This window comes from Streptomyces sp. NPDC001750 (assembly GCF_042892615.1).
Taxonomy (GTDB): domain Bacteria; phylum Actinomycetota; class Actinomycetes; order Streptomycetales; family Streptomycetaceae; genus Streptomyces.
The window spans coordinates 1-13,972 of record NZ_JBIAUE010000063.1; the positions used below are offsets into that span (position 1 = coordinate 1).

Here is a 13,972-nt window from a genome sequence, read left to right on the forward strand (position 1 = left end):
CGAGCTCTCGACTTCGTTCGAGCAGGGGAGACCCCATCCGAGGGCTTTCGGCCGCCTTGCGATCAATGGGGTCTCCCCTGCTCGAACAAGGCTGAAAGCTTGGGGAAGCACCGGACGACGCTCCTTCCGGGCAAACCTTGCCGGTCACGGCACTAGCTAGGATGAGGACATGTCAGACCCACCGGCGCGCCCGCGCATCATGAAAGGTGCCGGGGGCCGGATGCTGGCCGCGGTCGAGCTCGACCGCGGTAGCGCCGTGCCGTTGCACCTGCAGCTGTATCGGCATCTGCGGGGCCTCATCCTCGATGGCACCCTGCCTCCGGGAACCCGATTGCCCTCGACGCGGACGCTCGTCGCCGAGCTCGGCGTCTCGCGGCTGACCGTGGTCACCGCGTTCGAGCAGCTCACAGCCGAGGGGTTTCTGCGTGCGCGCCAGGGGGACGGCACGTATGTGGACGCACTCTGGACGGCCGCGATGGCACCGGCGCCTGTTGCGCGCCCGCAGCTGTCCGAGCGCGGCGCAGCGACGTCGGCACGCGGTGCCAGCCTGTTCAGCGAGGCGCCGCACTGGTGGGATCCGAAAGACACCGAGTCGTTCGTCCCCAGCCAGGTAGCGGCATCCGCGTTCCCTGCCGGGGTGTGGCGGCGGCTGCTGGCGCGGCACGCAGCGCGCACCGACGCAGCCGCCATCGGGTACGGCGACCCGCGCGGGTACGAGCCACTGCGCCAGGCGATCGCCGACTACCTCAACGACGTGCGGGGCCTCGGCTGCGGCGCCGAGCAGATCGTGGTGACCTCCGGGGCACAACAGGCCTTCAATGTCCTGGCGGTGCTGCTGCTCGACCCTGCCGACACGGTGCTCGTCGAAGACCCCGGCCACATCTCCGGAAGGCTCGCGTTCCAATCGCAGGGATGCCGTGTCCAGGGCGTGCCGGTCGACGACGCGGGCGCGGTGGCGGCAGGGGGCGACCCATCTGCACGCCTCGCCTACCTCACGCCGTCCCGGCAGCATCCCCTGGGCACGGTCATGAGTCCGGCGCGGCGCGGGGAGTGGATCGCGTGGGCGCAGGCGCACGGGCGTTGGATCGTCGAGGACGACTGCGACAGTGAGCTTCGCTATCGCGGCACGCTGCTGCCCCCGCTGTTCGGACTCGACCAAGCGCGACACGTCATCTACGTCGGCACGTTCAGCAAGGTGCTGGCGCCATCGCTGCGACTGGGCTACGCCGTGCTGCCCCACGACCTCGTCGAGCCGTTCACGTCGGCCTGCTCGGTGATCGGCCGCACCCCCGCGACCGTGATGCAGGCGGCGCTCGCCGACTTCCTCGCCGAAGGGCACCTGCACACCCACCTGCGGCGCACGCGCCGGCTGTATGCCGCCCGCCAGGACGCCCTGCTCGAACAGCTCGACGCGCAGCTTGCGCGCCGGCTGACGGCGAGGCCGGTCGCCGCCGGGCTCCACGTGATGGGGTGGCTCGAGGAATCCGTCAACGACATCGACTGCGCGCGCGGTCTCGCCCGGCAGGGCGTCTTCACGTATCCCCTGGGGGAGTATCGCGTGCAGCGCCGGCTGCCGCCCGCGCTGCTGATCGGGTTCGCGGGCACCGCAGCCGAGCACATGGCGCGTGCCGTGGCGCGGATGGCAGAGGCGTTCGAGCGGCTCGAACCCGGCGGAGCTGCCGAGGTGTAGCCCAAGAGTCGGGCCCGCCGAATTGGTCCGCAGAACTGGGCTGTCAATGGCTCTAACGCACCATCCATTGCGTTGTTAGGAAGAAGAGGTGGCGGCGACGCACAGTCGCGACCTGCTTTCCAAGGAGACAACGATGCCCCACCTCGATGCGCAGTTCCGAGCACTCCTGAGTCCGAACCTCACCGCAGCCGAGATCGAGCAGATCCCCGGCCTGACGGCCGAGCGCGCGCGGGTGCTGATCGACCGGATCGACCGGGTCCGGCTCTTCGGTCACTCGTACGCCCTGCTCACCAACCTCACCTTCGGCACCTACGGCCCCGACGACGTCCTCGACTTCGCCCGGGAACACGATCTGGCCGGCGTCTGCATCCATGTCCTCGACGGCGAGGAGCGCAGCCTGAGCCGAATGAACGACGACCGGCTTCGGGCCTTCGCCGCCCGTGCCCGCGGCTACGGCATGGCCTTGCACATCGAGATCAGCACGACCGAGCGTGAACCCGTGGACGAGGCCGTCCGGATCGCCGGCGTCCTCGGCATCGAGCACATTCGCGTCTACTCCCGTTACGAAGGGCAGCTGTCGCAGGTGCTGTCGCGTATCGAGGACGACCTGCGCCGCCTCGGCGACCTCGCCGACATCCACGGCCTGCACTTCTCGTTCGAGCAGCACGAAGAACTGCGCTCCGGCGAGATCGCTCAGCTGCTGCGCACCGTCGGCCACCCCCGTCTGCACGTCATGTTCGACTTCGGCAACATGATCAACGCGTGTGAACAGCCGATGGATGCCCTGGCGCAGCTGGCGCCGCATATCCTGCAAGCGCACCTGAAGGGCGTGCGCGTCCTTCCCCAGGGCGACGGGTTCGGCCACCGCGGCGTGCTGCAGGGCAGCCCGGAGGACGATCTGCCGGGGGCGCGGATGTTGTTCGACCTGCTCATGCTCGGCGACGACGAGCCGCAGGTCATCACCTTCGCGCTCGAACAGGAGAACCTGTACTACGCGCCCGCCTTCCGCCATCACAGCGAAGGCGACGATCCCTTCATCCCCTACCGGGAGCTGAGCACCACGGGCCTTCCCGAAGGATGGGAGCTGCGCGACCTGCTCGCCGCCGAGCCCGGCTGGGCCGTCGACCAGGTCGTCCACGTGCGCGGGCTGCTCGCCCGGATGCGCGAACTCGCTGCGGCTCGCCTGGCCGTCGCCGACGCCCCGGCAGGTGCGCAATGACGGACATCATGATGAAGGCCGCGCCGGCCAAGACCGGGTTCGACAGGGCCAAAGGGACGCGCTTCGCGGTCCTCGTGATGGCGGGCGGCACCATCTACAAGCTCGCCAACATCAAGGACGTCTTCTACGTCCCGATGCAGCAGCAGATGGGGCTGAGCAACACCGAGATCGGTGCGCTACTGAGCGTGAACTCGATCGTCGCGACAGCGCTGTTCGTGGTCGGGGGGTACCTGGCCGACCGGTTCTCGACCCGCATCCTGATTCCACTCGGGCTGATCGGCGCGGGCGGGCTCGGGCTCTATATGAGCACGTTCCCCGGGTACGGGCAGTTGGTGCCGATCTTCGCGGTGCTGGCCGTCTGCTCCGACTGCCTGATCTGGCCGGCGCTGCTCAAGAGTGTCCGGCGCCTGGGCGGGCCGGAAGAACAGGGGCGGCTGTTCGGCTTCTTCGAGGGCGGTCGCGGCGTCGTCGACACACTGGTTGCCTTCTCGGCGCTCGGTGTCTTCGCCCTGCTCGGCTCGGGCGCCGCCGGCTTCCGTGCCGCGATCTCCTTCTACGCGCTGATTGACATCGCCGTCGGCGTGCTCCTGTTCTTCCTGCTGCGTGACCAGGGCCCTGAGTCCACCGTGGATGCGCCGAAGAAGCAGCGTGTCGGTCTGAGCGAGATCCTGAATGCCGCCCGGCTGCCGCAGCTGTGGTGGGTCAGTGCGACTGTGTTCATGGTGTACGTCGTGTACTGCGGTCTGACGTACTTCATCCCCTACCTCACGTATGTGTACGGGCTGCCGGCCGCCCTCGCCGGCGCCTACGGCATCATCAACCAGTACGGCCTCAAGATCCTCGGCGGGCCGCTCGGCGGGGTACTCGTCGACAAGGTTTTCCAGGGGGCCAGCAGGTACCTCCGTCTCGGGTTCGTGTGCCTGGTCCCCATCACAGTGATCATCCTGCTGCTGCCGGCCGGTGGGCAGAACCAGGTCCCCGCGATGGCCGCCTGCCTGCTGTTCTCACTGATCATCTTCACGATGCGCGGTGTGTTCTGGGCGCCCATGGACGAGGTCGGCATCCCCAACCAGGTCAGCGGCACCGCGTTCGGCATCGCCTGCCTCGTCGGTTACGCCCCCGGAATGTTCGCCTTCCTCGTGTACGGCGCGATCCTCGATGCCAACCCGGGTGCGGCGGGATACCACCTGGTGTTCGTCCTGATGGCCGCACTCGCGCTGGTGGGTGCGGGAGTCGCAACCGGCCTGGCACGTGTGGCCCGCGCGCACCGTACCGCCGTCGTGCGGGAGGGCTGAGCCCGCTCCGCAGGGGGTGCGGAAGCTGAGCGGGAAACGGAGGTACAGCCACGACGAGGCGCAGCTGAAGGTGGTGCGAGAGCGCTACGGAGCGCAACCAAGCGCCCTCGGCAACATCCTGCTGCTCGCTGCGACCGGCCAGGTGAAGGGACGGTGGCGGGAATTCCCCGTACCGATGTGCAGCGCCTCGGCCTGGTCAGCCACGGCGGCGCGAAAGCGCTGTCGTGGCTACCGAGTTATGCACCGTGAATGCCACCGTGCCCGGCAGAAAGCGGTCCTCCGACCACGCCAATGGTGTGCCCGCCGGATCTGTCACACGCCGCCGCTCCCGTATCAACGGCCCGCCGGCCGCGCAGCCGAGCCGGCGCGCGTCCTCTGCGTCGGCGTAGACGAGGTCAATGGTGTGTTCGGCGTCGGCGAACACCACTCCGAGGTCCGCCAGTGGCTCGGTGTGCGAGATGGCATCGGGTTCCAGGCCGGCGATCATGGCGCCGATACGCTCAGGGTAAATACTGCGTTCGATCATGATCGGCACACGTGACAGCGTCCGCAGCCGCAGGACCCGGTATATCTGCGACCCTGGTTCGAGAGCGAGTTGTTCACGCTCCAACGGGCCGGCGGGACGGCATTCGACATCGATCGTGCGGCCGCCCGGTTCCTCTCCGATCGATCGTGCCCAGCGGGTGAAACTCAGCAGCTCGAAGAAGCTCTGAGTGCGTGCGGTGCCGAGTACGACGCGCCGCGTACCACGTCGGGACGTGACCAGGCCGTTGGCGCGCAGTACCGACAGCGCCTGGCGAACGGTGCCGCGGGACACGTCGTACTGCTGGGCGAGTTTCTCCTCACTGGGCAGACGGCCGCCGGCCCCGTAGGCCCCCGAGGCTATGGCTTCCCGCAAGTCGGCTGCCAACTGCCGGTACCTGGCCCCGGCTGCGCGACCGTCTGCGCCTGCCATGCCGCCCCTCTTCGCCATCAACCGCCTCCCGCTGTTCCGGATGACCTTATCCGCTGGTCGCAGCCATCTACCAGGCAGGTTCCAGCCGCCCGGCCGGCGTACAACCTCTTCCCGTGAAGCTCGCCCCTTCGCGTGCTGGTGTTCACCTCCTGGACACCCTCCTTCGCGGTAATGGCCCAAGTTGTACAGCCAACTTCACTCCACCTGGAGAACCTTGTGAAACTGCACGTTCGCACGGTGAGCCTTGCCTGCTCCGTCGTCATGGCCGCGGTTGGGCTCACTGCCTGCAGCTCGTCCAGCAGCGCCGGGGATGGTGACGGCAGCAGGGCCGCGACCTCGGCAGAGGAGTTCGGCGGCATGGACGCCCTTGTCTCAGCCGCGAAGAAGGAGGGCAAGTTGAACGCCATCGCCCTTCCTCGCGACTGGGCGAACTACGGCGAGATCATCGACACCTTCGAGAAGAAGTACGGGATCAAGGTCGAGGTCGAGAACCCCGACGGTTCCAGCCAGGACGAGATCAGCGCGGTCACCTCCCGCAAGGGCCAGGACCGCTCTCCGGACGTCATCGACGTAGGCAGTGCCTTCGCCATGAGCGCGGCCGAGCAGAACCTCCTGGCGCCGTACCAGGTCAGCGCGTTCGACCAGATCCCGAAGACGCAGAAGGACCCCCAGGCCCGGTGGTACAACGACTTCGGCGGCTATATCTCCATCGGTTGTGACGCGGCCCGCGTCAAGAAGTGCCCGAAGACCTTCGCCGAGCTGCTCGATCCGCAGTACAAGGGCCAGGTCGCGCTGACCGGCAACCCGACGAAGTCCGCCTCGGCCTTCGGCGCCGTGTACGCCTCGGCACTCGCCGGCAAGGGCTCCTACGACAACGTCAAGCCCGGCCTGGACTTCTTCGCCCGCCTGAAGAAGGCCGGCAACTTCAACCCTGTCGAGTCGAGCCCTGCGACCATTCAGAAGGGCGAGACGCCGATCAGCATCACCTGGGACTACCTCAACGCCGGGTACGCGGACCAGTTCCGCGGCAAGGGCGTCGACTGGAAGGTCAGCATCCCGGTGGACGGCGTGTACGCCAGTTATTACTCGCAGGCGATCGTGAAGTGGGCACCGCACCCGGCCGCGGCCCGCCTGTGGCAGGAGTTCCTGTACAGCCCCGAGGGCCAGAACCTGTGGCTCAAGGGATACTCCCGCCCGGTGCTGATGCCCTCGATGAAGCAGGCTGGAACTCTCGACACGGCCTCCGCGGCCAAACTCCCGCCGGTACCCGGCAACGGTGCGGGCGCCTTCCCGACCGAGGGCCAGATCAGCAAGGCCAAGCAGGACGTCGCCCAGGGCTGGACCCAGGCGGTCGCCGGATGAGTACCATCCAGACGGTGGCCGGCGGCGACAGCCGGACCCGTTCCGCCGGCCGCAGCGCAGGCCTCGGGGCCGGCTGGCGGCGACACCTTCCGCGCCTGGCCGGTTGGCTCGGTGTCCTGCCGCTGCTCGTATTCGCCACCGTGGTGTTCGGCCTGGCTTTCGGGACGATGGTGTTCGGCGCGTTCACCACACCCGGGACCGAGCCGGGCGGGGCCCGTCTCACCGGCGCGAACATCAGCGCCTCGCTGCACGGCACCTATCTGACCGCGCTGCTCGGCAGCGTCAAGCTCTCCGCCGTCTCCGCGCTGATCGCCACCGCCGTCGGCCTGCCGATCGCCCACGTGATCGTGACCTCGCGATTCCGCGCCCTGCGAGAGGCGGTGCTGGCAGCGTCGGGCGTGCTGGCGAACTTCGGCGGTGTGCCGCTCGCATTCGCCTTCGTGGCGACGCTCGGCAACGCCGGCGTGCTGACGAGCCGCTTCCACCTGCTCAGCCATGGCTGGAGCCTGTACGGCTTCTGGGGCCTGACCTTGGTCTACCTCTACTTCCTGATCCCGCTCATGGTGCTCACGCTCACCCCAGCTCTGGAGGGGCTGCGGCGGCAATGGCAGGAGGCCGCCCGCAACAACGGTGCGAACGCCTTCCAGTACTGGACACATGTCGCGCTGCCCGTCCTCACACCATCACTCCTCGGCGGCTACGTATTGCTGTTCGGCAGCGCGTTCAGCGCCTATGCGACCGCCGCCGCGATGGTCGGCAGCTCGGTACCGCTGGTCACCATGCAGATCGCGGACGCGTTGTCCGGCGACGTCCTGGTCGGCCAGGGCAATGTCGCGCTCGCACTCGGTGTCGACATGGTGCTGGTGGCAGGGCTCGTCATGGCCATTCAGCTGCCGCTGCAGCGCAGGAGCACACGATGGCTCGCCTGAGCAAACCCCGGTATGGGCGCGCCGCCGTACTGCTGCTCACCGGTGCGTACTTCCTCGTCCCGATCGCCTGCGCCGTCGCCTTCAGCATCGGCGCCGGCACCCCTGGCCGGAGCATCGACTTCGGGGCCTACACCGGCATCTTCAGCGCCAACGGCTTCACCGACAGTCTGACGCTGACTCTGAAACTGGCCGCCGCCACCATCGCGCTTGTGCTGGGGCTGCTCGTGCCTGCCCTGGTCACCGTACGACTGGCCGCACCACGCCTGCGCACACTCGTCGAGATCGTGTGCATGCTGCCGCTGGTCGTACCCGCTATCGCCCTTGTCGCCGGAATCAGCGCGGTGTTGAGCTGGGGACCGGACCACTTCGCCGGCACCCCGGTCTTCCAGGCCCTGGTAGCCATCCAGGATCAGAACTTCCCCTTCGTCCTGGTGCTCGCGTACACGCTGATGGCACTGCCGCTGGCGTACCGCACACTCGACGCCGGGATCGCAGCCATCGACCTGCGGATGCTTGTCGAGGCCGGCCGGGCCTGCCGGGCCCCATGGCCGCGCACCCTCCTGCAGGTGGTGCTGCCCAACCTGCGCGGGGCGCTGCTCAACACGGCGTTCCTGACCCTGGCGCTGGTGCTCGGGGAGTACACCGTCGCCGCGATCCTCGGCTACCAGCCGTTCGCCGTGTGGATCCTCGCCATCAGCGGCTCGCAGGCGCAGATGTCGGTGGCCGTGTCGGTGATGGGGCTGCTCGTCACCTGGGCGCTGCTGTTGATCGTCGCCACTGCCGGACGCGCTCGCCATCCCAAGGAGACCCCATGACCGACCTCGTAAGCGACCTCAGGACCATCAGCCCGACGCGGGCCGGTGCCACCGTCGAGTTCCGCGGACTGCGCCGCTCCTTCGGCTCCACGACCGCGCTGGACGGCCTGGACCTGACGGTCGAGCCGGGTGAACTCGTGGCGCTGCTCGGCCCGTCCGGTTGCGGCAAGACCACCGCACTGCGCACCCTCGCCGGATTCGAGCGGCCCGACTCGGGCGAGGTGCTCGTGGACGGCGAGGACATCACAGGCGTTCCCGCGCACCGCCGCGACGCGGGCATGGTGTTCCAGTCCTACAGCCTCTTTCCGCACCTGACCGCCCTCGACAACATCGCCTTCGGGCTGCGGATGAGCGGCATCCGCAAAGCCGAGCGGCGGGCTCGCGCCGCCGAACTCCTCGAACTGGTCGGACTGCCGCAGCACGCCGGCCGCTATCCGCATCAACTGTCCGGAGGCCAGCAGCAGCGGATCGCGCTGGCGCGGGCTCTGGCACTGCAGCCACGCGTGCTACTGCTCGACGAGCCGCTGTCGGCGCTCGACGCACAGGTACGGCTGACGCTGCGCGAGGAGATCCGCCGTCTCCAGCAGAAGCTGGGCATCACGACCCTTTTCGTGACACACGACCAGGAGGAAGCCCTCTCCATGGCTGACCGGGTCGCAGTGATGCGTGCCGGGCGGCTGGAGCAGTGCGCGCCTTCGGCGGAGCTGTACGAACGCCCCGCGACCGCGTTCGTTGCCGAGTTCGTGGGGGTGATGAGCCGGATCCCCGCCCGGACCGGAACGGACGACGGGACCGTGCACGTGCTCGGCCGCAGGCTGCCGGTCAACGGGAGGCTGCTGGGCACCCAGGTCGTCGGCGGCACCGGTGAAGTGGACGTACTGGTACGGCCGGAGGCCGTCGAGGTCACGCCGGACAAGAACGGCACGTCCCGGATTACGGGCGCGGCATTCCTGGGCGCGGCCTCGCGGTTGACCGTGCGGCTGGCCAACGGCGCCGAGGTGTCGGCCGACGTGCCCACACACGCCATGACCACGCTACCGGTCGGTGCGGCGGTGACGCTGACACTGCCGGAACGGCCCGTGCTGGTGGACCGCCGCCGCGCAAACGGCGGCGGGGGAAGCTGACGGACCAGACCGATGCCCCACCACAAGACACCGTCAGTTGTCATCGCCCCAGCTGACGAACCCTTTGCTGGACGCGGAGCGCCGTCTGCTCCCGCTCCTGACTTCCAGATGGAGAAACGCACCTTGGAACACCGCATCGCCGCACCCGTCATCCCCGCTGCCGTCCTGTTCGACATGGATGGCACGCTCGTCGACACCGAGCGGCTGTGGAGGGCTGCGGTGGAACAGGTCGCCAACCGGATCGGGCGGCCACTGACCGACACGGACACCCCTCATGTACTGGGCCGCCCGGCTGCGTATACTGCTGCCCACCTGCACCGCACTGGTGCTCCGGCGGCCTGCGACGCCGACGCGCTCGCCACCGAGCTGGATGCCGTGTTCGCCGCCCGGGTCGCCCGCGATATCGTCCCGCGTCCGGGCGTACTGCGCCTGCTGGACGAGCTGGCCACGGCCGGCGTGCCCACAGCGATCGTCTCCGCCTCGCCGCGCCATGTCGTCGACCTCGTGCGAGCGGCGCTGGGGGAAGACCGGTTCACGCTGACTTTCGCAGTCGAGGACACCGTCCGCACCAAGCCGGCGCCCGACCCTTACCTGGCCGCAGCCGCTGCTCTGGGCGTCGATCCGCACACGTGCGTGGTCGTCGAGGATACGCCCACGGGTGTCACCTCGGCCGAGGCTGCCGGGTGCGCGGTGCTCGCCGTGCCCTCCACCGTACTGATCCGGCCCGCGGCCAACCGGACAGTCCTCGACTCCCTGGAGCGGGCCGACCTGGCCCTGCTCGGCTCCCTCATCACTTCAGCGGAAAGGAAGTAACACCGTGGACGACATCCGCCACGTCGTGATCCTGATGCAGAAGAACCGCAGCTTCGACCACTGCTTCGGCACGTTGAACGGCGTACGCGGCTTTGACGACCGCCAGACCCGCTGACGTTCCCGAACGGCAACAGCGTGTTCCTTCAGCCCGCACTGTCCCGACCCGACAGCGCGTTCCTGCTGCCTTGGGGAGTGCAGATGGGCGGGCGGCCCCGGCCGTGCTGCGTCGTCACCGTCCCGGCCTGACCCTTGACACCCCAACATCACCCTGACACGCCGAAGTCAGTAAGAGCGGTCCGGAGGGGACATGAGCCCAGCCGACTGTTCGAGTGGTGGTGCCCGCGCGGGCGCCGGGATGATGCCTACTCATCGCGGGCGCCGGGATGATGCCTACTCACACCCCGTTCCCGCTGAGGACTGCTGTGAGACCGAGCGCGTCCCGGCGCCTCGCGGCCACCACCACGCTGCCCTTACGGATGGTGGCGCTCACGGGTGCCGGACGGACACCCAACAGCATCCTGGCCGCGATGCCTCGCTGGAGACTGGTGGCGTTCGGCGCCTCCGTGGCAGCCACCGCTAGACCGCGTGAGGGCACGGTGGTGGCGGTCCTGTGGGTGCCGGACAAATAGCCTGCTTCCCGCCGGGCGCTCGACGCCTTCCGTCAGACAGTGCGGCGTCTGGGGCCTTCACGGCCGTCATCACCAGCGGTAGTGCAGACGTTGGCGCCCGTCGGCGCTGGACGGACGCTTGACGTCCCTCCGGGCACGCGATGCCTACCGAAAGATCGGCGTCGTCCAGCGTCGCCGGGCATCAACACCCGTCGAAAGACCACTCGTTGGTGTTGGTGGTGCGAGCCCGCTCCACGGTGACCTCTTGTGAAGCCCGAGCCGTTTGAGCTCCGGCATAGACCGAGGCCCGTGGGACGAGCTGGCGCCACGAACGGCTACTGAGGTGGCGGACCAGCCATGAGGCTGAGTCCTGGGATTAGGTCGCCGCGTGGTTCCGCACGAGCTCGTGACCAGCAAAAACAGTACGACGCAGAGGAAAGAGTTGATCTACTGCGGCATCGACTGGGCCGAGCGAACGCACGACGTCGCCCTGGTCGACGACAGTGGCCAGTTACTGGCCAAGCGGCACATCACCGACGACGCGGCCGGCTACAAGATCCTGCCGGATCTGCTCGCCGGGTATGGCGACACCGAGGAGAACCCGATCCCCGTCGCGATCGAGACTCCCCGCGGACTGCTGGTCGCGGTGCTGCGGACCGGCAAACGGCAGGTGTTCGCGATCAACCCGATGGCCGCCGCCCGCTACCGCGACCTTATGTGGAATCTGTTTTGTCAAGTTCATTGTGTCTTGCGTTGGTTCACCTCGACGATCGGTAGGAGGGCCGCGGTGGCTGGTATTCCGAGCTGTCGAGGTGTGGGGCCAGCGGGTGTGGGGACATCTGTGAGTCGCTCCAGTAGCTGATCAAGGGCGGTCTGTCCGTCGTCCACCGCGGCGCGTTCTTCGTCAGTGAGGGGGATGGAGGCGAGCATGCGTTGGAGGTTCTGTTTTGCTTCGAGCAGTTGCCCCTTGGAGGAGTCCTTCGGGGTATAGAAGTCACAGCGAGCGCATGCCATGCGGTGCTGGCACTGCTCGAAGAACGTGTAGGTGCAGTGCCCGTGTCCCAGGTCGTAGTACTGCCAGGGCTCACCGGCGGCTGCGGCACCGGAAGTGACAGCGTCGCGGTCGACGAGTACCTCGATGGTGCGGACGTTGCGAGCGAAGTAGCCGGCATCGCTGTATGCACGGGACAGGACGAGCGGGGTGATCTTCGCGTAGTGCTGAGTCGCTGCTGGCGTGCGGTGTCCGAGCCAAGCCTGGAGCTCGAACAGCGTCATCGGTTCCTTAGCGTTGTAGAGCTGGCTGGCGATGGTGGACCGTGCCCGATGGCTGGTGATGTTGCCTCGGACATCGGCTGTGGGGACGCCGCGGCCTTGTGACAGAGCGCCGGAATGATCGTCTCGTTGATGTAGGTCTTGCCGACGCGGCGAGCACGGAAGGTGAACAGGAAGTCGGCAAGTTCACCGGTCTTGTGGTCCAGCAGCTGGGGCTGTTGCGGGCGTATCGATCGCCAAACCTCCAGTGCTTGTCCCAGCAAGGGGTCGACGGGCTTGGTGAACGTCGTGCCGGTCTTGTGGACGGGCACGTCCAGCAGGCAGACAGCATCGCGGGCCAGGACCTCGTCGGAGTCGCCCGGGACGGGGACGTCTTCGTGTTGCCAGCGGATGCAGCCAAGACGCAGGCGTGCGATGTCGTCACTGCGCAATCCGCTGAACAGCCAGGTCAGAGTGATGGCTCGGACGAGTTCGACGGGGTAGATGGAGCCGTGCTGGTTGGTGGGGATGTCGTCGGGCTCCAGGTTGAGGGCCGCCCAGAGGAGTTTCGCCCAGATGTCGTCGGCGATGACTCGTGGATCGGGGCCGATCAGAGCGTGGATGCTGCGGGGTGTCGCAAGCGCCGTCATGGGGTCGAGGCGCCGAGGGATCCAGTCCCATTCCTGGCAATCGCGGAGGAAGCCTCGCAGGACCTTGATGTAGCCGGCTTTGGTGCGGGGTGACAGGGGCCTTCCCCACCGCTCGGCTGATCCGGTACGGACCTGAACGAAGTCCCCGGTAGGCATCCGGTCCACCGCCGCGATCCAGGAGACGCACGTCGCACGAGTCTACTGACCTGGTTCACGGACATCAGGATGCTCTGCGGCCAGCCACCGCCCGGCTTTGGCCAAGATGGTCCGGTAGGTGCCACAGACCTTGGGCGTCTGGGGTGACGTACTGGCCCACCGCTCGACCCACGAGGTCCAGGATTCGGCGGCGCCGTCGATTTTCACGACGCCCTTCGTCCGCTTGGGTTCCGGTGGCGGATCCGCGTAGCCGAGTGCCGCCACGGCCCGGTGGATAGCGTGCAGGACATCGCGGTTCCACCTGCTCAGCGCGGGCTCCCTCCCGCATTTGCAGCAGGGTCTCACCGGACAGGTCCGACAGCAGCGGGCTGCGGTTGAGCAACAAGACCTCGCAGAGGACGCGGCGCAGTCCGTGCCGGGATCCCTCGTTGGAGCGGTAGCCCCACCCGGTCAGCACCTCGGTCACTTCCGCGACCGCGGCCTCCAAAGCGTGATCGCCGAAGACCCGGCGGGCTACGGACGGTCGGCTGTAGGAGCCGATGCGATGGAAGTCGACGGAGCCGCCGACGAGGTATGCCAGAGCGATGACGTAGGGGCGGGTGAACCGCTCCAGCCAGCTGGGCCACGGCGCCGTGAAAGACGGGGCGTCCGTGGCGATCAGTCGGGCCCACACGTCCGGCGTCCAGCCCCAATACGCCTGGTTCTCCATCGTGCAGGTGCGGAGAACCAAGGCGGCTGCATCGTCCACGGCCCGACGGTGATGGACCAGGTCGGGCAGCCAGCCCAGGCATTCCCGGGCCTCTTCCAGAGGCGTCACCAGGCGGCGAATGACTCGCCATTGCGGAACGTGCGGGTTGTGGCCGTGTCGGCGGCGGACTTCCCAGCCCAGTGCATCGAGGGCCTCCTCTTCCTGGACTCGCAGTTCCGGTCGCCGGTCGAAGTTCCGCCGATCCAGCGGCCACGACCAGGACCTTTGCGCCGGGACGGCGGCGAGAGCCGCGTTGAGAGCCCTAGTACTGCAACGGTGCTTGCCGTGACTGATGGCCAGGTCGGTCGTTGGTGTGGTTGTGGGTGGGGACCTTGCTGATGTCAGGTTGTGGGCGAG

12 protein-coding genes and 2 pseudogenes are annotated in these 13,972 nt (G+C 68.0%); 10 read left to right on the forward strand and 4 right to left on the reverse strand.

Features of this window, described 5'->3' with window-relative positions; all coding sequences use genetic code 11:
* Positions 1-169: 169 nt before the first annotated feature.
* The 3 genes from ACFYY6_RS37620 to ACFYY6_RS37630 all read left to right on the forward strand — a co-directional run bounded on the left by ACFYY6_RS37620 (position 170) and on the right by ACFYY6_RS37630 (position 4,204).
* Complete coding sequence (locus tag ACFYY6_RS37620; protein ID WP_388653659.1) at positions 170-1,690, forward strand: PLP-dependent aminotransferase family protein; 1,521 nt, start codon at positions 170-172, stop codon at positions 1,688-1,690.
* A 133-nt stretch (positions 1,691-1,823) separates the two neighbouring features.
* Entirely contained in the window at positions 1,824-2,909 is a 1,086-nt protein-coding gene (locus ACFYY6_RS37625; protein WP_389197674.1) for a sugar phosphate isomerase/epimerase family protein, read from the forward strand.
* Complete coding sequence (locus tag ACFYY6_RS37630) at positions 2,906-4,204, forward strand: MFS transporter (RefSeq protein WP_351523194.1); 1,299 nt, start codon at positions 2,906-2,908, stop codon at positions 4,202-4,204. The genes ACFYY6_RS37625 and ACFYY6_RS37630 overlap by 4 nt, the downstream gene beginning before the upstream one ends.
* A 196-nt stretch (positions 4,205-4,400) precedes the next feature.
* Here ACFYY6_RS37630 and ACFYY6_RS37635 read toward each other — a convergent pair whose 3' ends face one another.
* Entirely contained in the window at positions 4,401-5,114 is a 714-nt protein-coding gene (locus tag ACFYY6_RS37635) for a GntR family transcriptional regulator (RefSeq protein WP_351523192.1), read from the reverse strand.
* Between the two features lie 306 nt (positions 5,115-5,420).
* Here ACFYY6_RS37635 and ACFYY6_RS37640 point away from each other — a divergent pair, with 306 nt between their 5' ends.
* From ACFYY6_RS37640 to ACFYY6_RS37665, 6 genes are all read left to right on the forward strand, one after another.
* Positions 5,421-6,521, forward strand: a complete 1,101-nt coding sequence (locus ACFYY6_RS37640) for an ABC transporter substrate-binding protein (RefSeq protein WP_389197685.1) — start codon at positions 5,421-5,423, stop codon at positions 6,519-6,521.
* Positions 6,518-7,450: an ABC transporter permease gene (locus ACFYY6_RS37645; RefSeq protein ID WP_389197676.1), complete on the forward strand. Its 933-nt coding sequence runs from the start codon at positions 6,518-6,520 to the stop codon at positions 7,448-7,450. The genes ACFYY6_RS37640 and ACFYY6_RS37645 overlap by 4 nt, the downstream gene beginning before the upstream one ends.
* Positions 7,438-8,265, forward strand: coding sequence for an ABC transporter permease (locus tag ACFYY6_RS37650; RefSeq protein ID WP_389197678.1), 828 nt, complete (start codon positions 7,438-7,440; stop codon positions 8,263-8,265). The genes ACFYY6_RS37645 and ACFYY6_RS37650 overlap by 13 nt, the downstream gene beginning before the upstream one ends.
* Entirely contained in the window at positions 8,262-9,389 is a 1,128-nt protein-coding gene (locus ACFYY6_RS37655) for an ABC transporter ATP-binding protein (protein ID WP_351634386.1), read from the forward strand. Before ACFYY6_RS37650 ends, ACFYY6_RS37655 begins: the two co-directional genes overlap by 4 nt.
* A gap of 108 nt (positions 9,390-9,497) precedes the next feature.
* Complete coding sequence (locus ACFYY6_RS37660) at positions 9,498-10,202, forward strand: HAD family phosphatase (protein ID WP_351523184.1); 705 nt, start codon at positions 9,498-9,500, stop codon at positions 10,200-10,202.
* Between the two features lie 4 nt (positions 10,203-10,206).
* Entirely contained in the window at positions 10,207-10,317 is a 111-nt protein-coding gene (locus tag ACFYY6_RS37665; protein WP_389197681.1) for an alkaline phosphatase family protein, read from the forward strand.
* Positions 10,318-10,596: 279 nt separating this feature from the next.
* Here the strand turns inward: ACFYY6_RS37665 and ACFYY6_RS37670 are convergent, their stop codons facing one another.
* The gene (locus ACFYY6_RS37670) at positions 10,597-10,776 is read right to left on the reverse strand and encodes a hypothetical protein (protein WP_388653673.1); all 180 of its coding nucleotides are present in this window, start codon (positions 10,774-10,776) and stop codon (positions 10,597-10,599) included.
* A 476-nt stretch (positions 10,777-11,252) separates the two neighbouring features.
* On the opposite strand from ACFYY6_RS37670, the pseudogene ACFYY6_RS37675 reads away from it, so the two are divergent.
* Positions 11,253-11,522, forward strand: a pseudogene (locus ACFYY6_RS37675) (transposase); the annotation flags it as partial.
* Positions 11,523-12,081: 559 nt separating this feature from the next.
* Here the strand turns inward: ACFYY6_RS37675 and ACFYY6_RS37680 are convergent.
* Both ACFYY6_RS37680 and ACFYY6_RS37685 read right to left on the reverse strand, forming a co-directional pair.
* On the reverse strand, positions 12,082-12,711 hold the full coding sequence (locus ACFYY6_RS37680) for a hypothetical protein (RefSeq protein WP_389197683.1): 630 nt from the start codon (positions 12,709-12,711) through the stop codon (positions 12,082-12,084).
* A 220-nt stretch (positions 12,712-12,931) separates the two neighbouring features.
* A pseudogene (locus ACFYY6_RS37685) lies at positions 12,932-13,972 on the reverse strand (hypothetical protein); the annotation flags it as partial.

Excerpts from the sequence above, each read along its gene's own strand:
- ACFYY6_RS37620 (WP_388653659.1), top strand. The coding sequence starts at position 170 with ATGTCAGACCCACCGGCGCGCCCGCGCATCATGAAAGGTGCCGGGGGC.
- ACFYY6_RS37625 (WP_389197674.1), top strand. The coding sequence starts at position 1,824 with ATGCCCCACCTCGATGCGCAGTTCCGAGCACTCCTGAGTCCGAACCTC.
- ACFYY6_RS37630 (WP_351523194.1), top strand. The coding sequence starts at position 2,906 with ATGACGGACATCATGATGAAGGCCGCGCCGGCCAAGACCGGGTTCGAC.
- ACFYY6_RS37640 (WP_389197685.1), top strand. The coding sequence starts at position 5,421 with ATGGCCGCGGTTGGGCTCACTGCCTGCAGCTCGTCCAGCAGCGCCGGG.
- ACFYY6_RS37645 (WP_389197676.1), top strand. The coding sequence starts at position 6,518 with ATGAGTACCATCCAGACGGTGGCCGGCGGCGACAGCCGGACCCGTTCC.
- ACFYY6_RS37650 (WP_389197678.1), top strand. The coding sequence starts at position 7,438 with ATGGCTCGCCTGAGCAAACCCCGGTATGGGCGCGCCGCCGTACTGCTG.
- ACFYY6_RS37655 (WP_351634386.1), top strand. The coding sequence starts at position 8,262 with ATGACCGACCTCGTAAGCGACCTCAGGACCATCAGCCCGACGCGGGCC.
- ACFYY6_RS37660 (WP_351523184.1), top strand. The coding sequence starts at position 9,498 with ATGGAGAAACGCACCTTGGAACACCGCATCGCCGCACCCGTCATCCCC.
- ACFYY6_RS37680 (WP_389197683.1), bottom strand. The coding sequence starts at position 12,711 with ATGACGGCGCTTGCGACACCCCGCAGCATCCACGCTCTGATCGGCCCC.